Consider the following 19891-nt stretch of genomic DNA (forward strand, 5'->3'; position numbering starts at 1 on the left):
GTTAGAATCAGGGTGAAAAGTTGTCGAGTTTTTACCGTGAGGCGTGAGCAAATGGCGCATAATTCTTCTGAAGACGACCTGAAAAAAACACTGACTGAAATGCAGTTTTACGTGACGCAGAACCATGGCACCGAGCCGCCGTTCACCGGGCGTTTTCTGCATAACAAACGCGACGGGGTTTATCACTGTCTGGTATGTGACGCCGCGCTGTTCAATTCGCAAACCAAGTATGATTCTGGTTGCGGCTGGCCAAGTTTCTTTGAGCCGGTGAGCGAAGACGCTATTCGCTATATCAACGATTATTCGCATGGCATGCAACGCGTGGAAATCCGCTGTGGAAAATGTGATGCGCATCTGGGGCACGTCTTTCCGGATGGTCCGCAACCGACCGGCGAACGCTATTGCGTCAACTCTGCTTCCCTGAGTTTTACGGATGACGAAAATGGCGAACGATCTCAGGGTTGAAAAAACGATTCAGCAATTATTCCACGGAGTTTTCAAAGATGAATCTTGATCAAATCGTTAACAGCATGACGCCGGAGATCTACCAGCGCCTGGTAACGGCCGTTGAGTTAGGTAAATGGCCGGATGGGGTTGCGCTGACAGCAGAGCAAAAAGAGAACAGTCTGCAACTGGTGATGCTGTGGCAGGCGCGCAATAACACGCAGGCGCAGCACATGACCATTGATACCAACGGCCAGATGGTGATGAAAAGTAAGCAGCAATTAAAAGAGGATTTTGGCATTTCGCCAAAGCCGATCGCGACGTTTAAATCGTAAGTCGCCATGCCGGAGGCGCAACGCCATCCGGCAGGGGCATCATCAGGCATGCGTTTCCTGCCAGTCCGCGAGCGTATAGAGCGTCGCGCCAGCCGCTGACATCTCCATAAACGCCTGCGTGCTGTCCTGCGGATTCAGGTTCACGCCACGGCAACCGTCGGTAATGACATTCACCTCGTATCTAAGTTGTAGCGCATCCAGCACGGTAAATTTCACGCAGTAATCGGTGGCTAAACCGAGAATTACCAGTTCGCGGATGCCGTGCTGCTGCAACCAGTTGTGCAGGGCGGTTTCCTGACGATGGCCGTTATCGAAAAACGCGCTGTAACTGTCAATCAGCGGGTTTTCCCCTTTGTAAAACACCGCATCGATAGCTGTCTGGTTTAGCAACGGATGCAGCGCTGCGCCTTCGCTGTTTTGTACACAGTGATCGGGCCAAAACGTTTGGGTTAACCCGGCCAGTTCGCCAGTTGTGAACGGCGCGACGTGGTGCTGACTGGCGAAACTGCCATGTCCGGCCGGGTGCCAGTCCTGGCTTGCCACGATGGCATTGCCGCGTGTCTTACACCACGTCATCATGGCATTAGCAACATCAACCGTGCTGTCACCTTCGGCTACCGCCAGCGCGCCGCCAGCGCAAAAATCATTCTGCATATCAACCAGCAGCAGTGCGCGTTGCGTCATACGAGCCTCCTCATTCATCCGGCGTCAGTTCACCGCGCAGGTTTTGTGTCATGGCGGTGCGAATGGAATCAGCGTCCAGATCCTGGCTTAACAGGTAGTGAAGTTTTGTCAACGTCGCTTCCACGGTCATGTCTGCGCCGCCAATCACACCTGCATGGGCGAGGGCGTTGCCGGTGGCGTAGCCGCCCATGTTGACCTTGCCGGACATACATTGTGTCAGGTTGACCACGACAATGCCGCGGGCGCTGGCTTCCTGTAACTCTTTCAGAAACTCACCGTTTTGCGGCGCATTACCCACGCCGTAAGAACGCAGGATCAGCGCTTTTACCGGCTGGCGCAGGAAGTTACGCACCACATCGGCGGAAATGCCTGGATAAATCGTTACCACGCCAATCGGTTGCGGGGTGATCGGGTGGACAACCAGTTCTCCCGTGGTGTGCGGCGCGGGCGGCGTGCCCAGGCGGCGAATATGAATACCCGCTTCCAGTAATGGCGCAAGGTTAGGCGAAGCGAACGCGTCGAAACCATCAGCGTGCGCTTTGGTGGTGCGGTTGCCGCGATACAGACGGTTATTGAAGAACAGCGTCACTTCGTTAATCGGGAAATTCGCCGCCACATATAACGCATTAAGCAGGTTGATTTGGCCATCAGAACGCAGTTCGGCGAGCGGGATTTGTGACCCTGTCACAATAACCGGTTTGCCTAAGTTTTCCAGCATAAACGACAGTGCCGATGCGGTGTAGGCCATCGTGTCTGTACCGTGCAGAATGACAAAACCATCGTAATCGTCATAGTGCGCTTTCACATCGTCTGCGATATGTTGCCAGTCTTCCGGTGTCATATCGGACGAATCCATCAGCGGCTCATATTCATGGATGGTGAAATCAGGCATCTCCGGGCGATGGAATTCAGGCATCAGCGCCAGTTGACGTTGCAGGTGACCGGAAACCGGCACATAGCCGTGTTCTGAGCGTTGCATACCGATAGTACCGCCCGTGTAGGCAACGTAAATGGATTTTTTTTGCATAGTTATATTCTGGCTTCATCAAAAAAATCCCCTCCGGTGGAGGGGACATGGTCAGGTGATTTTAGCGGATATTGGCGCAGTTCAGACAGAGCGCATAACGATTTTGTGGATCGTTAAACACCGCCAGTTTGTCGGTTTCAGCTTTCATCTGTAGCGCAGCGCTTGCCAGTGGCGCGGGCAAATATGCCTGCAATGCTTTTGGCAGCATGGCGCTTACCGAACCGGACATGCTATCCATTAGCCGATCAAAGAATGTCGGCTCTTCCTCGTAGTAATCGATATGCCACTGTTTCAGTTTCGCAAGCTCAGCCGCTTTCGCCAGCGCGTCGTCGAAATCGCCCAACGCATCGACCAGCCCGTTATTTTTCGCATCCTGGCCGGTCCAGACGTGACCCTGGGCGATTTTATCAACCTGCTCAGGCGTACTGTTGCGCGACTGCGCCACCAGCGTGATAAAGCGTTTGTAGCCATTCTCGATGCTCAACTGCATCATCTGCGAAACTTCGTCCGGCAGCGCTTTGGTCATGCTGACATCTGCCAGCGGCGAGGTTGCTACGCCATCGGTATGCACGCCGATGCTGTCGAGGCTGTTTTCCAGCGTGTTGATAACCCCGAAGATACCAATCGAGCCGGTCAGCGTGCTGGCACTGGCGACAATGTAGTTCGCCGGTGTCGAGATCCAGTAGCCGCCGGAGGCCGCCATGCCGCCCATTGATACCACGACAGGTTTACCTGCCGCGCGGGCTGCCGCCAGTTCTGAGCGGATCACTTCCGATGCGCTGACGCTGCCGCCTGGGCTGTTGACGCGCAGCACAATGGCTTTCACTTTCGGATCCAGACGTGCGTCGCGGATCTGTGCGGCAGTGGTGTCGCCGCCTACGTTCCCCGGCGTCTCTTCGCCGTCCATTATCGCGCCGTTAGCGAAAATCACTGCCACAGTATCGCCGGCATCGCTCGGTTTTTTCGCCTGGTAATCATACATGCTGACCGCGCGGAAGTTCTTATCCTCCGTGCTCCAGCCAAACTGTTTAACCATTGCTTTTTCCGCATCGGTTGCCGAGCCCAGCTCATCCACCAGCTTGTTGTCCAGCGCATATTTTGCCGTGTCGCCATCCACTTTACGCAGCCCATCCAGCATCGCTTGCGCGCCCGGGAAGACCTGCTGCGCGGTGATTTGGCGGTTAGCGGCAACGGTGTTGAGGTAGTTCTGCCACAACTCATTAATCCAGCGGCTATCTGCGTCGCGTGCTGCCGGGGACATATCGTCGCGAATAAACGGCTCAACGGCGGATTTATAGGTGCCGACGCGGAATACGTGGGTGGTGACTTTCAGCTTATCAAGCAGCGATTTATAGTAGAGGCCGTTGGTGGCAAAGCCATGCAGATCAACCACACCCTGCGGCGACAGCCAGATCTTGTTGGCGAAGCTGGCAAGGTAATACTGGCCCTGACTGTAATTGTCGCCCACGGCATAAACCGGCTTACCGCTGTCGCGGAACTCACGCAGCGCTTTGCCGATATACTGCATCGATGGTTGATCGGCACCAGCGAAATTTTTCAGATCCATCACAATCCCGGTGATATTCCGGTCATGCTGCGCCTGGCGAATGGTATCGACGATGTCAAACAGTGAGTTTTCCTGCAGACGATCCGAACTGGCACCAAACAACTGGCGGCCCAGCGCGCCAAGCCGGCTGCTGGCCGAGGTTTTGTCCACCACTACGCCGGAAATATCCAGCAGCAATGCGCCCCTACTGTTACTGCTGGTTTTGCTGTCGCTCATTTGCATCCACACGCCTGCGACAACCAGCACCAACAAAATAAAGAAAAGATTCAGCACCAGCTTGCGGATAAAGTTCAGCAATCGCCAGCTCCACTTGAAAAAACCGGCAATAATACGCCAAAGGGTTCGCATGTATTCTCCCTGGTAGTTAACGACCACCGCTGCCCGAGCGGCAAAGTGTGGTTATCCTAATTACCCCGCTGCCACTTGTCAGCAGGAATCGCCTCCGGCGCTGTAACAATTTCTACGCCCGTGTTAATTTTGTGAACAAATTTCAATACAGGAGTTTAACTAATGGACGCACTTGAGCTGCTCGTCAATCGTCGTAGCGCATCACGGCTGGCAGAACCGGCCCCGGCAGGTGAACAACTGGATAACATTGTGCGTGCGGGGATGCGCGCGCCGGATCACGGTACGCTTCAGCCATGGCACTTTTTTGTCATCGAAGGGGAAGGACGCGAACGTTTCAGTCAGACGCTGGAGCAGGCCGCGATTGCCGCAGGCCAGGATGAAAAAGGCGTCGAAAAAGCGCGTACATCGCCTTTTCGCGCACCGTTAATCATCGCGGTGGTGGCAAAATGCGACATTCACCATAAAGTCCCGCAGTGGGAGCAGTTGCTCTCTGCCGGCTGCGCGGTAATGGCGATGCAGATGGCGGCGCTGGCGCAGGGGTTTAACGGAATCTGGCGCACAGGCCCGCTGACCGACAGCCCGGTGGTTCGCCAGGCATTTGACTGCCGCGAACAGGATAAAATCGTCGGTTTTCTGTATCTCGGCACACCGCAACTGAAAGCCTCGACCACTGTTACCGTACCGGATACCACGCCGTTCGTGACACGTTTCTAAGCTCCGCCTGATATCGGACGGCTGCGACAACTCTGCCGCAGCCGTTTTCTTTTAAAGTCCAGTCTGCTTTCGCCGATAACGTGTTCTTATTAAGGAAAAATAAGGAAAGATGATGCGTGGCGAAATGAAAGCAGGGATGGTAATTGTGGGGGCAATGACGCTGGCAGGTTGCACCATCTCCACTTCCACGATGGACGATTACTCAGCAGCGGATGCGGCAAAGCTACGCGTTGAAAACTATGCGACACCATTGGTGGCAGAAATTTACCAGCAGTCGGGAAGTTGCCTTCGTCAGGTCGATCAAAAATCGCTGACATCCGCAGTGAATATCCTTGGCATTAAATCCACCCGCAATAAAAAAATCGCTGGTATTGCCCCGTTACCCGCCAGCTCGCCATTACAGGGCAAAGATGTGATGGAGTTTTCCGTTAAGCCTGGCCAGTTCTTGCGCATCGGCTATGTCACCGTTTCGCAAACCACCTATTCGCAAACCGTGCATGAATCATTTCGCAGCGTATCGCCAAAAGCGGGGCACAGCTACGAGGTATACACCTTGCCCGGCGGCTACTACACCCACGAAATTATGATCACGGACGTTACCGAAGGCAAAGATACTCCGGCACCGGTGTGGGCACTGAATGAGTGCCCGTATGATTACAATCTGTTCCACACCAAAGTTTATCGCTAAGCGGTGGAATGCTGATGAAACGTCTGATATCCACTGCCGTGATGCTGCTGTTGGCTGGCTCACTGACGGGCTGCATTGAGGTAGCGAATAAAGTCGATAAAGTTATGACATTGCGCACCTGGGAGACGGAAAACAGTCCGGTCATCTATGCCACATTCAATGCGGCAACTGGCGTGCGCGTTAGTTTTTCGACGCGCACATTCCCGGTGCAAATCGCCGATAGTGATGCGTGGTTACGTTTTACCATTGATTACGGTAATGCTTTTGTTCAGTTGCACAAAATCGAAGTCACTCACCTGACACGCGATCTGCAGCCCTTTGACGCGTTTCTGGCATGGGCTGATAAGCCGCTGGCCACCCGACAGGCTGAAAAGGCGCAGATTAATGCGCGTGCGGACTATGTCAGCAATCACTATTCCGTGGTTAATGAAGCGGGTACGGATGAACCGTTGTTTATTTTCAGAGGGGATATTTTCCTGTTCTCTGACCCCGTCCAGCTGGCGCTCACGCGTGAAGATGTAGCCAACATCATCGTAGAGGCGCAGCGGGTACAACGCCTCTATAACCTGAAAAACGCGAAGGGATCATCGTAAAAGCACGCCCGTCCGGGCGTGCGGTTTACTTATGCTGGGCGGCAAACTCGTCCTTGGCTTTCTGCAACTGTTGCTGGAACGCCGGATTAGTATGCAAAGTGGCAACGACAGCGGAGCCAACAATGCGCGCGGCGTCCACGTCACTTTGCCAGTGGTAGCCACAAATCACCCGGCTTTGCCCCAGGTCGTAGCCGCGTTTGAGGATCTGATCCTGACGCTGTGGGTTAATCTCTGCCAGCACCAGTGCGGTAGCCCAACCGATAGAGGTATGACCGGACGGATAAGAGCCGTTTTTCGCCAGTGAATCCTGCTCTTTAGTGTTGCAGGTTGGTACGCCGTAGAAGGCAAACGGGCGGATACGCATATATTTTTGCTTCGCGCCGCGGGTTGCCAGATCGCCTGCATCTTCGATCATATTGGTCAACAGCTTATGCAACTGCGGGGAGTCTTTCTCGGTGATCGGTGAGCCAAATGCGCCGGAGAAGGCGTTTGCCACGCCGCCGCTGCTCAGGTTTGCGTCTTCCGCTGCCTGTTTGCCGCGCTCGGTGTTACGGAGCAAGCGGCCCTGCTCGTACATCGCCTGATCGTTTAAAAACGCGATGCTACCGACTTCCGGCGGTGGTGGTAACAGCGCCAGGCTATCAATCGCCTGCGCATTTTTCAGGTAATAAAGATCAGGTTTGGTGGTGGCATCATTCCCGGATGGAACCAGAGCAAAAGCGCTGGTAGAGAGCAAACTAGCAAGACAAAACGCGAGGATATTTTTTTTCATGAGCGGTTCCTTTGTGTAAAAAAGCATCTGTAGCCCTCAGTGGCTGCTGTCATATTTCTGTCATGAAAAGCCAAAAAGAACATTGCGGTGACTCGCAAAATGGCCGATGTAGTTATAAATATGAAGTTTACGAGCGAAAAATCATCGTATGCAATCTCTGTTTCGTTTGCTTAATGAGCAATAACGCGCGAATTAAGGTTGCCAGACTTACCAGCTCCGCATTTGAGCGCTACCATAGCGCGATTGCAATGACAGGAGATGTCCATGAGCGAGCAAGCCATTCGTTTAACGCAATACAGCCACGGAGCCGGTTGCGGTTGTAAAATTTCCCCCAAAGTGCTGGATACCATTCTGCATAGCGAGCAGGCGAAGTTTCTCGACCCGAACCTGCTTGTCGGCAACGAAACGCGTGATGACGCCGCCGTTTACGATTTGGGTAACGGTACCTGCATTATCAGCACCACCGACTTCTTTATGCCGATTGTCGATAACCCCTTCGACTTTGGCCGCATTGCCGCGACCAACGCCATTAGCGACGTTTTCGCGATGGGCGGCAAACCGATTATGGCGATTGCCATTCTGGGCTGGCCACTCGACAAACTGGCACCGGAAATCGCGCGTGAGGTGATCGACGGTGGGCGTTTTGCCTGCCAGCAGGCGGGGATCGCGCTGGCGGGCGGTCACTCAATCGACGCGCCGGAGCCGATTTTCGGCCTTGCCGTAACTGGCGTGGTACCAACCGAACGCGTGAAGAAAAACAGCACCGCCCAGGCGGGCTGCAAACTGTTCCTCACCAAACCGCTGGGCATTGGCGTATTAACCACGGCGGAGAAAAAATCGCTGCTCAAACCGGAACACGTTGGTCTGGCAACGGAAGTGATGTGCCGCATGAACCTTGCCGGTGCCGCCTTTGCCGGGATCGACGGCGTAAAAGCGATGACCGATGTCACCGGCTTTGGCCTGCTCGGTCACCTGAGTGAAATGTGCCAGGGCGCGGGTGTACAGGCGCAGGTCTGGTATCAGGATGTGCCGAAATTGCCGGGTGTGGAAGAGTACATCGCCCAGGGCGCAGTGCCCGGCGGTACCCAGCGTAACTTCGCCAGCTATGGTCATCTGATGGGAGAGATGCCGACGGCGGTGCGCGATTTGTTGTGTGATCCGCAAACGTCCGGCGGTTTGCTGCTGGCGGTGGCACCGGGTGCAGAAGAGGAAGTTAAAGCGACGGCAGCGGAATACGGTATTCAACTGAGCGCGATTGGTGAACTGGTCAGCGCACGCGGCGGTCGCCCGATGATCGAGATCCGTTAATCCTATGCGGTTATTTATTGCCGAAAAGCCCAGTCTGGCGCGTGCCATTGCCGATGTGCTGCCGAAGCCGCATCGCAAAGGCGACGGCTATATTGAGTGCGGTAATGGTCAGGTGGTGACCTGGTGCATTGGTCACCTGCTTGAGCAGGCGCAGCCGGACGTCTACGACAGCCGCTATGCACGCTGGAACCTGGCCGATCTTCCGATCGTGCCGGAAAAGTGGCAGTTGCAGCCGCGCCCGTCGGTGCTTAAGCAAATCAATGTTATCAAACGCCTGCTCGCCGATGCCGAACAGGTGGTGCACGCCGGTGACCCGGATCGTGAAGGGCAGTTGCTGGTTGACGAAGTGATTGACTACCTGCAACTGCCAGCTGAAAAACGCCAGCAGGTGCAGCGTTGCCTGATTAACGATCTCAATCCGCAGGCGGTAGAGCGGGCGATTGAGCGCCTGCGGGCAAATAGCGAATTTATTCCACTGTGTGTGTCGGCGCTGGCGCGCGCCCGTGCCGACTGGCTCTATGGCATCAACATGACCCGCGCTTATACGCTGCTGGGGCGCAATGCCGGCTATCAGGGCGTGCTCTCCGTTGGACGCGTGCAAACGCCGGTGCTGGGGCTGGTGGTGCGTCGTGACGAAGAGATTGAGAACTTCGTGGCGAAAGATTTCTTTGAGGTGAAAGCGCATATCGTCACGCCAGCCGGGGAGCGCTTTACCGCCCTGTGGCAGCCGAGCGAGGCGTGTGAACCTTATCAGGACGAAGAGGGGCGCCTCTTGCATCGTCCACTGGCGGAGCATGTGGTGAACCGCATTAGCGGCCAACCCGCGCTGGTGACGGCCTATAACGATAAACGGGAATCAGAACTCGCGCCGCTGCCGTTTTCGCTTTCGGCGTTGCAAATTGAAGCGGCAAAACGCTATGGGCTTAGTGCGCAGAATGTGCTCGATATTTGCCAGAAACTCTACGAAACCCACAAGCTGATCACCTATCCGCGTTCTGATTGTCGTTATTTACCGGAAGAGCATTTTGCCGGACGACACGCGGTGATGAACGCGATTGGTGCGCATGCTCCGGATTTGTTGCCGCAGCCGGTGGTGAACCCGGACACGCGCAACCGCTGCTGGGATGATAAAAAAGTCGATGCCCACCATGCGATTATCCCGACGGCCCGCGCCTCGAAGGTCAATCTCAGCGATAACGAAGCTAATGTTTATAACCTGATTGCTCGCCAGTATCTGATGCAGTTCTGCCCGGATGCGGTGTTCCGCAAGTGCCAGATCGATCTCGACATCGCCAACGGCAAGTTTATCGCCAAAGCGCGTTTTCTGGCGGAGGCCGGGTGGCGCACGCTGCTTGGTTCGAAAGAGCGCGATGAAGAGAACGACGGCACTCCGCTGCCGGTGGTGGCAAAAGGCGACGAATTGCTGTGCGAAAAAGGCGAAGTAGTCGCGCGCCAGACCCAGCCGCCGCGCCACTTTACCGATGCAACATTGCTGTCGGCGATGACCGGGATTGCGCGTTTCGTACAGGACAAGGATCTCAAGAAAATTCTGCGTGCTACCGATGGTCTGGGCACCGAGGCGACGCGCGCCGGGATTATCGAACTGCTGTTTAAGCGCGGTTTTCTGGTGAAAAAAGGGCGCTACATCCACTCGACCGAACCGGGACGGGCGTTGATCCACTCGCTGCCGGAGATGGCGGCGCGGCCTGATATGACCGCGCACTGGGAGTCGGTGCTGACGCAAATCAGTGAGAAAGAGTGCCGCTATCAGGACTTTATGCAGCCGCTGGTGGGGACACTGCACGAGTTGATTCACCAGGCGCGCAACACGCCGGTGCGTCAGTTCCGTGGGCTGGTGGCACCGGGCGGTGAGAAGAAAAAACCGTTTGCCAAAGGTCGCGGGAAGAAACGCCCGCCATCAGCAGAGGCGGGCGGTGACGCGGCATCTGCGGCCGGATAACGCGTTTTCGCTGTTACCCGGCCAGCTTATTAAATCACGCCCTGCGCCAGCATCGCGTCGGCGACTTTCACGAAGCCCGCGATGTTGGCACCGCGCACATAGTGCGTCTGTTTGCCTTCGCCACCGTACTCAACGCAAGCCTGGTGAATATCCAGCATGATGTGATGCAAACGCGCATCCACTTTTTCCGCTTTCCAGCCCATACGAGCGGCATTTTGCGCCATCTCCAGACCGGAGGTGGCAACCCCGCCTGCATTAGCCGCCTTCCCCGGCGCGAACAGCACGCCCGCCTCGAGGAACAGTTCGGTGGCATCAATGGTGGCAGGCATATTGGCACCTTCCGCCACCGCTTTTACGCCGTTGGCAATCAATACGCGCGCCGCGTCGATATCCAGCTCATTTTGCGTGGCGCATGGCAGCGCGATGTCGACCGGCACTGACCACGGCTGTTTGCCTTCGAGGTATGTCAGACCAAATTCCCGTGCATAATCGGCTATACGGCCGTCGCGGCTGGTTTTGATCTCGCACAGACGGGCCAGTTTTTCACGGTTAAATCCGGCTTCATCTACCACCGTACCGGCAGAGTCCGACGCGGTAATCACCCGTGCGCCAAAAGCCATCGCTTTTTCAATCGCGTACTGCGCCACGTTGCCGGAGCCGGAAACCGCCACACGCATCCCTTCAAAGCCAAGACCGTGACGCTTGAGCATCGCTTCGGTGAAATAGACCAGGCCGTAACCCGTCGCTTCCGGGCGGATCAGACTGCCGCCAAACGACAGCCCCTTCCCGGTAAACACACAAGCGGTATTGTTGGAGAGCTTTTTCATCATCCCGGCCATAAAACCGACTTCGCGTGCGCCGACGCCAATATCTCCGGCGGGCACGTCGGTATCCGCGCCAAGATGACGATACAGTTCGCTTATCAGCGCCTGGCAGAAGCGCATCACTTCGCCATCGCTCTTGCCTTTCGGATCGAAATCACTGCCGCCTTTGCCACCGCCCATCGGCAGTGTAGTGAGCGCGTTTTTGAACGTTTGTTCGAAGCCGAGGAATTTGAGGATCGACAAATTTACCGACGGGTGAAAACGCATACCGCCTTTGTAAGGGCCAATAGCCGAACTGAACTGTACGCGCCACGCGCGGTTAACCTGCACCTGATTGCGGTCATCAACCCAGGCGACGCGAAACTGGATCACGCGCTCCGGTTCAACGAGGCGTTCGAGTAATGACATCTGGCGGTAACGCGGGTGAGCTTCAAGGAAGGGCCAGAGGGTAGTCATCACTTCACGAACGGCCTGGGAGAACTCCGGCTGGTGCGGGTCACGCTGTTCGACATACTGGAGAAATGATGCAAGAGAGTGCGTCTGATCCATAGATATAAGAGTCTCTTATTGTTGTGGTGAATTTGTTGTGATGGTGGTGCGCAAAAAGCGGGCACTTCCGGACTATAACATCCGCAAAGCTATAGGCCGCAAGGGAAAAAAACGCACACCAGGCAAATTAATAATTGGCAATCTGTCATAACTAAAAACGATGATCGGTGAAATTAAAGTCCTGCTGCAGAGATCCGTTATAGTAATGAGTGGCGTCAATCAAAAAGGACAAGTTATGGCCCGAATTAAGTGGATAGCAGCAGCGTTACTGGTTGCTGCCTCAACCAGCGTGCTGGCTGAACGTTTACCGTCGCCGGGGATCGAGGTGAATGTGCCGCCGGAAGTGTTCAGCTCCGGTGGGCAGACGCAGACCACGCAGCCCTGCATGCAATGCTGCGTATACGGTAATCAAAACTACAGCGAAGGGGCGGTTATCAAAACCGAGGGGGTGTTATTACAATGCCAGCGCGATGAGAGAGCCATTTCCACTAACCCGCTGGTGTGGCGGCGCGTGAAGCCATAAACGCTTCCAGCAGCGGAATATCCGCCGGAGCCAGCGGCAGTTTTAGCGCTTCGGCGGGTAAGCACCACAATAACGCGCGGTGATAGTGACGTACCGGTTCACCGCTAAAATTCACCACATGCCAGGCGTGCAAATGAATCAGCCGCCCGGAAACCTCCCGCTGATGGCTGGCAACATAGCGCGCAGGTACAGCATCAATACCCAACTCTTCCCGCAACTCGCGCGTTAGCGCCTGCGGCTGTGTTTCCCCGGCTTCTACTTTTCCACCGGCAAATTCCCACAGACCGGCCTGATCGGCATGGTCGGGTCGCTGTGCCAGTAAAATGTTGCCGTCGCGCTCAATGATGGCGGCCACGACATCCAGGGTTTTCAGAAGGGTCATTACTGCGTTCCGTTAGTGTGCTGGCTCCATTCGAACCAGCCGCCATCATACACGGCGATATCTGCCCAGCCGAGCGCGCGGGCAATAAAAAAGGCAAACGAGGCGCGCCAGCCGGTACCGCAATAAAAAATCACCGGGTTATCGCCAGTGATGTGCTGTTGTTGCCAGAGTGCGGCGATCTCAGACGGGTTTCGCACCGTGCCGTCCGCATGGTGAAAATTGGTAATCAACTGGCTGTCGCCTGCTGCCTGCCCCCAGCGGGCGCCGGGAATATCGCCGACAGCGGCGATATAGTCGTAACCGCTTGTCTGACCGCTAAACTCAGGCCAACTGCGGATACTGACCAGCAATGTGTCGGGCTGCGCCAGACGCTGCTGGGTTTGCGCCATATTGAGCAGAAGCTCAGGCCGCGCCGGGATATTCACGCCAAAATCCGATTGCGGGTTGATGCCTGACGCTGCACCGGTTTGCCGGGCGAAACCGGCGCGTAACCAGCTCTGCCAGCCGCCATCCAGTAAGTGAACCTCTCTGATCCCGGCGTATAACAAAATGTGCGCCATCCGCTCCGCCGCATAATTGCCGCGGCCGTAAAGGATGGCGGCACTCTCCGCGCGCAGGCCATGACTGAGCAGCACCTGGCGTAATTGTTCTGGCTTGAGCACATTCCACAGCGGCAGGCTTTCTACTTCGCGGGTATCAATATAATCTGCGCCGGGAATATGCCCGGCGCGATAGCGGTGTTCAGCGTCACAGCCCACTTCCAGCAGCCGCCACTCGCCCTGCGGGCCAGCGGTAACCGGGCGGTGTTGCAGCAGATCCGCCAGCCACGTTGCACAAACCCACGGAGAACGCGCGGGCGTCATCGGTCAGACCTTAAATTTGGCCCACACCGGTGCGTGGTCGGACGGTTTTTCCATGCTGCGAATGTCGTAATCGATACCCGTCTCAATGCAGCGCTCCGCCAGCGGTTGGCTTGCCAGCAGCAGATCGATACGCAGGCCGCGGTTATCGTCGAAGCCTTTTGAGCGGTAATCAAACCACGAGAAGCGATCCTGCGTTTCCGGGTTGGCTTCGCGGAACGTATCCACCAGCCCCCAGCCTTTCAGACGCTCCATCCATTCGCGCTCTTCCGGCAGGAAGGAGCATTTACCGGTGCGCAGCCAGCGTTTGCGGTTCTCTTCACCGATACCGATATCAAGGTCTGTCGGGCTGATATTCATATCGCCCATGATCAACACCGGTTTTGTTTTATCGAGTTCTGTATCGAGATAGTTCTGCAAGTCCTGGTAGAACTTCGCTTTCGCCGGGAACTTCAGCGGGTGGTCGCGGCTTTCGCCCTGCGGGAAATAGCCATTAATCACCGTGATATCGCCGATAGGCGAGGGGATCTCCGCCATGATAATGCGGCGCTGCGCTTCTTCACCGTCGTTCGGCCAGCCGCGACGCACGGAAATCGGCGTCTCTTTGGTCAGCAATGCCACGCCGTAGTGGCCTTTCTGTCCGTGATAAAAAACGTTGTAACCCAGCCGTGCGACATCTTCGAGCGGAAACATATCGTCGTGGACTTTGGTCTCCTGCAGGCCGATGACGTCCGGCTGATGTTGCTCAACCAGCGCTTCGAGCTGGTGAGGACGGGCGCGCAGGCCATTGATATTAAAAGAGACAAATTTCATAGTCGCAGCCATTTAGCAGAGTGAAAGATGCAGAGATGTTAGCAGAATTTACATTTAACCACCGCCACTTATTGATATCGCCGCCGCCGATGCGCACTGGCGCATCACGTGCCCTTATTTAGGGCGAAACGCACTAAAACAGGGCGTACGCTGTAAATTAATTTCGCTGATGATCACAGTTCTATAATTAAAATTTCTAATTGCATAAACAGGCGTCTTTCCTCCCTCTCCACCTCATTTGGATCTCTGATTATTCACTTTTTATGCAAATAAAGTGAATGGCGATAGGTTTTAAGTTATTGAAATTTCGTTGCTGAAAGTCGTTTATGCATTTTTATCGCTGGCTGGCACGAACCGTGCAATCTACATTTACAGCGAAAACGTTCATATTCGTTAACATTTTATCAACTATTTATTTACCGGATGAGGTCGCTATGTCTCTGTCAATTACGCGTGAAAACTTTGATCAATGGATGCTGCCTGTCTACGCGCCTGCACCTTTTATTCCGGTACGCGGTGAGGGCTCCCGCTTGTGGGATCAGCAGGGTAAAGAGTATGTCGACTTTGCCGGAGGGATTGCGGTGAATGCGCTGGGGCATGCGCATCCCGCGCTGTGTAAAGCGCTCAGCGAGCAGGCGGCGAAGTTCTGGCATACCGGCAACGGTTACACCAACGAGCCGGTGCTGAAACTGGCGAAACGCCTGCTGGACGCGACCTTTGCCGATCGCGCCTTCTTTTGTAACTCCGGTGCCGAGGCAAACGAAGCGGCGCTGAAGCTGGCGCGCAAATATGCCCACGATACCTTTGGCCCGCATAAAAGCGGCATTGTCGCGTTCAAGAATGCGTTCCATGGACGCACCTTATTTACCGTTAGCGCGGGCGGTCAACCGGCTTATTCGCAGGATTTTGCGCCGTTGCCGCCGCAAATCCAGCATGCGCAGTTCAACGATCTGGCCTCCGCCAGCGCCTTAATTAATGACGATACCTGTGCCGTTATTGTCGAGCCGATGCAGGGTGAAGGCGGCGTGGTGCCAGCCAGCCAGGCGTTTTTGCAAGGGTTGCGCGAGCTGTGTACCCGTCATAACGCGCTGCTGATTTTTGATGAGGTGCAAACCGGCGTTGGTCGCACCGGCGAGCTGTATGCCTATATGCATTACGGTGTGACGCCGGATGCGCTGACCACGGCAAAAGCGTTGGGCGGTGGTTTCCCGATTGGCGCGATGCTGACCACCGAACAGTTTGGCAAAGTGATGAATGTCGGTACTCACGGTACGACCTACGGCGGTAACCCGCTGGCCGGCGCGGTGGCGGGTGCGTTGCTCGATATCGTCAACACGCGGGAAACCCTGACTGGCGTGAAGCAACGCCATCAATGGTTTACGGAGCAGCTTGCGGCGATCAATGACCGTTATCACCTGTTCAGTGAAATCCGCGGCTTAGGGTTGCTGATCGGTTGTCAACTGGCTCCTGAGTATGCCGGAAAAGCGAAACAACTTTCACAACTGGCGGCGACAGAAGGCGCAATGGTGTTGATTGCCGGTGGCAATGTGCTGCGTTTTGCTCCGGCGTTGAATATCAGCGAAGAAGAGATCCGCGACGGGCTTGCGCGTGTTGCCCGCGCCTGTGAAAAATTCATTGCGGAGAACGCATCATGATGGTGATCCGTCCTGTCGCCGAAGGCGATTTACCGGCACTGATGCGGCTGGCCGGAAAAACCGGTGGCGGCCTGACGTCGTTGCCGGTTGATGAAGCAACGCTTGCTGCGCGGATTGAACGTTCGCGCCGTACCTGGCAGGGCGAGCTGCCGAAGGGTGAGCAAGGGTATGTTTTTGTACTGGAAGAGACGCAAAGCGGCGAGGTGGCGGGCATTTGCGCCATTGAGGTTGCGGTGGGTCTGAACGATCCCTGGTATAACTACCGGGTCGGGACCCAGGTTCATGCTTCGAAAGAGCTGAATGTCTATAACGCGCTGCCAACGCTGTTTCTCAGTAACGACCACACCGGTAGCAGCGAACTCTGCACACTGTTTCTCGATCCCGCCTGGCGTAAAGAGGGCAACGGTTATCTGTTGTCGAAATCCCGCTTTCTGTTTATGGCGGCATTCCGCGAGCGCTTTAATGAGAAAGTAGTGGCCGAGATGCGCGGCGTGATTGACGAGCACGGTTATTCGCCTTTCTGGGAGAGCCTGGGCAAGCGTTTCTTTTCGATGGAGTTCAGCCGGGCGGATTATCTGTGCGGCACCGGGCAAAAAGCCTTTATCGCGGAGCTGATGCCAAAGCACCCTATTTATACCCACTTTCTTTCACAAGAGGCGCAAGCGGTGATTGGCGAGGTGCATCCACAGACGGCACCGGCCCGTGCGGTGCTGGAAAAAGAGGGCTTTCGCTACCGTAACTATGTCGACATTTTTGATGGCGGGCCGACGCTCGAATGCGATGTTGACCGGGTGCGGGCGATTCGCAAAAGCCGCCTGGTGACGGCAGGCGAAGGCCAGCGTGCACCGGGTGAATGGCCCGCGTGTATGGTCTCCAATGAGCAGTACCAGCAATTCCGCGCCATGCTTATTTACGCGGATCCAAACACCGAGCGTTTGCTCTTAACGGCTGCCGAACTGGATGCGCTGAAGTGCCAGCCGGGGGATACCGTGCGGCTGGTGCGCCTGTGTGCCGAAGAGAAAAGTGGCGAGGAGAAAACAAAATGAGTTTATGGATTAAGGGTGACTGGGTAACAGGCCAGGGCGAACGCCGCGTCAAAACCAACCCGGTAAGCCACGAAGCGTTGTGGCACGGCTTTGATGCCGATAGCGAGCAAGTGGCGCTGGCGTATCAGGCCGCGCGCGACGCTTTCCCACAGTGGGCGCGGCAGACTTTTACTGAGCGCCAGGCGATTGTCGAGAAATTCGCGGCGCTGCTCGAGACCAACAAAGCGGCGCTTGCCGAAATCATCGCCCGCGAAACCGGTAAGCCGCGCTGGGAAGCGGCGACCGAAGTGACGGCGATGATCAACAAAGCCTCAATATCGGTCAAGGCGTACCACGTGCGTACCGGGGAACAACACACGGAGATGGCAGATGGTGCCGCAACACTGCGCCATCGCCCGCATGGCGTGCTGGCCGTTTTCGGGCCGTATAACTTCCCTGGTCATCTGCCGAATGGGCATATTATCCCGGCCTTGCTCGCGGGTAATACATTGATCTTTAAACCCAGCGAACTCACGCCGTGGACCGGCGAAGCGGTGGTCAAACTCTGGGAGCAAGCGGGTTTGCCCGCAGGCGTGCTGAATTTGGTGCAGGGCGGGCGTGAGACCGGCCAGGCGCTGAGCGCATTACCGGGGCTGGACGGATTGTTATTTACCGGCAGCGCCAATACGGGATATCAGCTTCACCGCCAGCTTGCCGGGCAGCCAGAAAAAATTCTCGCGCTGGAGATGGGTGGCAATAACCCGCTAATTGTTGAAGATCCTGACGATACCGATGCCGCCGTCCATCTGGCGATCCAGTCAGCATTTATTACCGCCGGGCAGCGTTGCACCTGCGCACGCCGCTTACTGGTTAAGCGTTCTAAAGCGGGCGATGACTTTCTGGCGCGGCTGGTGGAAGTGAGCGCGCGGCTGCAACCGCAGGCCTGGGATGCGGAACCCGCGCCGTTTTTCGGTGGCCTGATTTCACCCCAGGCGGCGCAGCAGGTTTACCAGGCCTGGCAGGCGCACGAAGCTCGCGGCGGTAAAACCTTGCTGGCACCGCGTCTGTTAGCGGAAGGAACCTCGCTGCTGACGCCGGGGATTATCGAGATGACGGACGTGGCGGGAGTGCCGGACGAAGAAGTTTTTGGCCCGCTGCTGTGTGTCTGGCGCTATGACGATTTTGATCAGGCAATCCGTATGGCGAACGACACGCGCTACGGGCTGGCCTGCGGGTTAATTTCACCGGATCGGCAAAAATTTGATCAACTGCTGCTGGAAGCGCGCGCCGGGATCGTCAACTGGAATAAACCGTTGACCGGTGCTGCCAGTACCGCGCCGTTTGGTGGCGTGGGTGCCTCGGGTAACCATCGCGCCAGCGCGTGGTACGCAGCGGATTACTGCGCCTGGCCGATGGCGAGTCTTGAATCTCCTGTGTTGATATTGCCACAGACGCTCAACCCGGGGCTGGATTTCTCTCGCGAGGCGCAGCCATGAAAGCACGTGAGGTTAACTTCGATGGCCTGGTTGGGCTAACGCACCATTACGCCGGATTATCTTTTGGTAATGAGGCCTCGACCCGCCACCGTTTTCAGGTTTCTAACCCGAAACTGGCGGCAAAGCAGGGGCTACTGAAAATGAAAGCGCTCGCCGACGCGGGTTTCCCGCAGGCGGTGATCCCGCCGCAGGAGCGCCCTAATATCGCGGTCTTGCGGCAGCTTGGTTTCAGCGGCAGCGATGAGCAGGTAGTGGAAAAAGCTGCCGCACAAGCGCCGCAGATCCTCTCCGCTGCCAGCTCGGCATCGTCGATGTGGGTCGCAAACGCGGCTACCGTCTGCCCGTCGGCGGATGCGCTGGATGGCAAAGTGCATCTTACGGTTGCTAACCTGAATAATAAATTCCACCGCGCAATGGAAGCCCCGACCACAGAAGCCGTGCTGCGCGCCATCTTTCGCGATGAAACAGCGTTTGCTGTCCACCCGGCGCTGCCGCAGGTTGCCATGTTTGGCGATGAAGGCGCGGCGAACCATAACCGCTTTGGCGGGGATTACGGCGAAGCGGGTGTGCAACTCTTCGTTTATGGCCGGGAGTACGCAAGCCAGGATGCCCCGGCGCGCTATCCGGCGCGCCAGACGCGCGAAGCCAGTGAGGCGGTGGCGCGTATCAATCAGGTGCGCGCGGAGCAGGTGGTTTTCGCCCGGCAAAACCCGGGCGTTATCGATCTGGGCGTGTTTCATAACGATGTGATTGCCGTTTCGAACCGGCAGGTGCTTTTTTGTCACGAACTGGCCTTTGCTAACCAGGCTCGTGTGCTGGCCGAGCTACACTCTAAAGTACCGGGATTTATGGCAATTGAAGTTCCGCAGCAGGCTGTTTCGGTTAGTGATGCGGTGGCAACGTATCTGTTTAACAGCCAACTGCTGAGTCGTGATGATGGCAGCATGTTGCTGGTATTGCCGCAGGAGTCGCAGGAACATGCCGGTGTGTGGCGCTATCTGAACACGCTGCTGGCGCAGGATAACCCGATCAGTGAGCTTAAAGTATTTGACCTGCGTGAAAGTATGGCGAACGGCGGTGGTCCGGCGTGCCTGCGCTTGCGTGTGGTGCTAACCGAGGCGGAGCAGCAGGCCGTTAACCCGGCGGTAATGATGAATGACAGTTTGTTTGCCACCCTCAATGACTGGGTGGATCGGTACTATCGCGATCGGCTGACGCAAGCGGATTTAGCCGATCCGCAGCTTTTACGCGAGGGGCGGGAAGCGCTGGACCGATTAACGCAGTTGTTGAATCTGGGATCGGTGTATCCCTTCCAGCGTTAACC

Annotated in this window: 20 protein-coding genes; 12 read left to right on the plus strand and 8 right to left on the minus strand. The window is 56.1% G+C overall.

Annotation, left to right across the window (positions count from 1 at the left end):
- Positions 1-51: 51 nt before the first annotated feature.
- Together msrB and RT644_RS00360 are read left to right on the plus strand one after the other, a co-directional pair.
- The gene (gene msrB, locus RT644_RS00355) at positions 52-465 is read left to right on the plus strand and encodes a peptide-methionine (R)-S-oxide reductase MsrB (protein WP_020454026.1); all 414 of its coding nucleotides are present in this window, start codon (positions 52-54) and stop codon (positions 463-465) included.
- A 38-nt stretch (positions 466-503) separates the two neighbouring features.
- Positions 504-779 (plus strand): YeaC family protein, encoded by a 276-nt coding sequence (locus tag RT644_RS00360; RefSeq protein ID WP_020454025.1) that lies wholly within the window; start codon positions 504-506, stop codon positions 777-779.
- A 42-nt stretch (positions 780-821) separates the two neighbouring features.
- On the opposite strand, the gene pncA is transcribed toward RT644_RS00360, so the two are convergent.
- From pncA to sppA, 3 genes are all read right to left on the minus strand, one after another.
- Positions 822-1463 (minus strand): bifunctional nicotinamidase/pyrazinamidase, encoded by a 642-nt coding sequence (gene pncA / locus RT644_RS00365; RefSeq protein WP_313624975.1) that lies wholly within the window; start codon positions 1461-1463, stop codon positions 822-824.
- A 10-nt stretch (positions 1464-1473) separates the two neighbouring features.
- Complete coding sequence (gene ansA / locus RT644_RS00370; protein WP_086869499.1) at positions 1474-2490, minus strand: asparaginase; 1017 nt, start codon at positions 2488-2490, stop codon at positions 1474-1476.
- Between the two features lie 61 nt (positions 2491-2551).
- Positions 2552-4405, minus strand: a complete 1854-nt coding sequence (gene sppA / locus RT644_RS00375) for a signal peptide peptidase SppA (RefSeq protein WP_313624980.1) — start codon at positions 4403-4405, stop codon at positions 2552-2554.
- A 162-nt stretch (positions 4406-4567) separates the two neighbouring features.
- Here sppA and RT644_RS00380 point away from each other — a divergent pair, with 162 nt between their 5' ends.
- The 3 genes from RT644_RS00380 to RT644_RS00390 all read left to right on the plus strand — a co-directional run bounded on the left by RT644_RS00380 (position 4568) and on the right by RT644_RS00390 (position 6400).
- On the plus strand, positions 4568-5119 hold the full coding sequence (locus RT644_RS00380; protein WP_097407034.1) for an NAD(P)H nitroreductase: 552 nt from the start codon (positions 4568-4570) through the stop codon (positions 5117-5119).
- Between the two features lie 109 nt (positions 5120-5228).
- Positions 5229-5807: a hypothetical protein gene (locus RT644_RS00385; protein ID WP_233500381.1), complete on the plus strand. Its 579-nt coding sequence runs from the start codon at positions 5229-5231 to the stop codon at positions 5805-5807.
- A 14-nt stretch (positions 5808-5821) separates the two neighbouring features.
- On the plus strand, positions 5822-6400 hold the full coding sequence (locus tag RT644_RS00390) for a hypothetical protein (protein ID WP_313624986.1): 579 nt from the start codon (positions 5822-5824) through the stop codon (positions 6398-6400).
- Positions 6401-6425: 25 nt separating this feature from the next.
- Here RT644_RS00390 and phoC read toward each other — a convergent pair whose 3' ends face one another.
- A complete protein-coding gene (gene phoC, locus RT644_RS00395; protein WP_020454018.1) occupies positions 6426-7172 on the minus strand; it encodes an acid phosphatase PhoC in 747 nt (248 codons plus the stop codon).
- 264 nt (positions 7173-7436) lie between these two features.
- Between phoC and selD the strand changes: the two genes are divergently transcribed.
- Positions 7437-8480: a selenide, water dikinase SelD gene (selD, locus tag RT644_RS00400; protein ID WP_045511568.1), complete on the plus strand. Its 1044-nt coding sequence runs from the start codon at positions 7437-7439 to the stop codon at positions 8478-8480.
- 4 nt (positions 8481-8484) lie between these two features.
- Positions 8485-10440, plus strand: a complete 1956-nt coding sequence (locus RT644_RS00405) for a DNA topoisomerase III (protein ID WP_160270566.1) — start codon at positions 8485-8487, stop codon at positions 10438-10440.
- A 29-nt stretch (positions 10441-10469) separates the two neighbouring features.
- On the opposite strand, the gene gdhA is transcribed toward RT644_RS00405, so the two are convergent.
- The gene (gene gdhA, locus RT644_RS00410; protein ID WP_020454015.1) at positions 10470-11813 is read right to left on the minus strand and encodes an NADP-specific glutamate dehydrogenase; all 1344 of its coding nucleotides are present in this window, start codon (positions 11811-11813) and stop codon (positions 10470-10472) included.
- A 235-nt stretch (positions 11814-12048) separates the two neighbouring features.
- Between gdhA and RT644_RS00415 the strand changes: the two genes are divergently transcribed.
- Entirely contained in the window at positions 12049-12336 is a 288-nt protein-coding gene (locus RT644_RS00415; protein WP_020454014.1) for a DUF1496 domain-containing protein, read from the plus strand.
- On the opposite strand, the gene RT644_RS00420 is transcribed toward RT644_RS00415, so the two are convergent.
- The 3 genes from RT644_RS00420 to xthA are packed head-to-tail and all read right to left on the minus strand — an operon-like array spanning position 12302 to position 14391.
- Positions 12302-12718 (minus strand): pyrimidine (deoxy)nucleoside triphosphate diphosphatase, encoded by a 417-nt coding sequence (locus RT644_RS00420; protein ID WP_020454013.1) that lies wholly within the window; start codon positions 12716-12718, stop codon positions 12302-12304. The two genes, RT644_RS00415 and RT644_RS00420, sit on opposite strands and share 35 nt — an antisense overlap.
- Positions 12718-13581 carry a sulfurtransferase gene (locus RT644_RS00425; protein WP_313624994.1) on the minus strand — a complete coding sequence of 288 codons (864 nt, stop codon included), beginning with the start codon at positions 13579-13581 and terminating at the stop codon, positions 12718-12720. Before RT644_RS00425 ends, RT644_RS00420 begins: the two co-directional genes overlap by 1 nt.
- Before the next feature lie 3 nt (positions 13582-13584).
- Positions 13585-14391, minus strand: coding sequence for an exodeoxyribonuclease III (gene xthA, locus RT644_RS00430; protein WP_160270560.1), 807 nt, complete (start codon positions 14389-14391; stop codon positions 13585-13587).
- Between the two features lie 434 nt (positions 14392-14825).
- Here xthA and RT644_RS00435 point away from each other — a divergent pair, with 434 nt between their 5' ends.
- The 4 genes from RT644_RS00435 to astB are packed head-to-tail and all read left to right on the plus strand — an operon-like array spanning position 14826 to position 19889.
- Positions 14826-16046 (plus strand): aspartate aminotransferase family protein, encoded by a 1221-nt coding sequence (locus RT644_RS00435; RefSeq protein WP_160270557.1) that lies wholly within the window; start codon positions 14826-14828, stop codon positions 16044-16046.
- Entirely contained in the window at positions 16043-17092 is a 1050-nt protein-coding gene (astA, locus tag RT644_RS00440; protein WP_020454009.1) for an arginine N-succinyltransferase, read from the plus strand. Before RT644_RS00435 ends, astA begins: the two co-directional genes overlap by 4 nt.
- Positions 17089-18567: a succinylglutamate-semialdehyde dehydrogenase gene (gene astD / locus RT644_RS00445; RefSeq protein ID WP_313624998.1), complete on the plus strand. Its 1479-nt coding sequence runs from the start codon at positions 17089-17091 to the stop codon at positions 18565-18567. Before astA ends, astD begins: the two co-directional genes overlap by 4 nt.
- A complete protein-coding gene (gene astB / locus RT644_RS00450; RefSeq protein ID WP_313625000.1) occupies positions 18564-19889 on the plus strand; it encodes an N-succinylarginine dihydrolase in 1326 nt (441 codons plus the stop codon). The genes astD and astB overlap by 4 nt, the downstream gene beginning before the upstream one ends.
- Positions 19890-19891: the final 2 nt, after the last annotated feature.

Origin of the sequence: Kosakonia sp. (assembly GCF_032104925.1) — a bacterium.
Lineage (GTDB): Bacteria > Pseudomonadota > Gammaproteobacteria > Enterobacterales > Enterobacteriaceae > Kosakonia.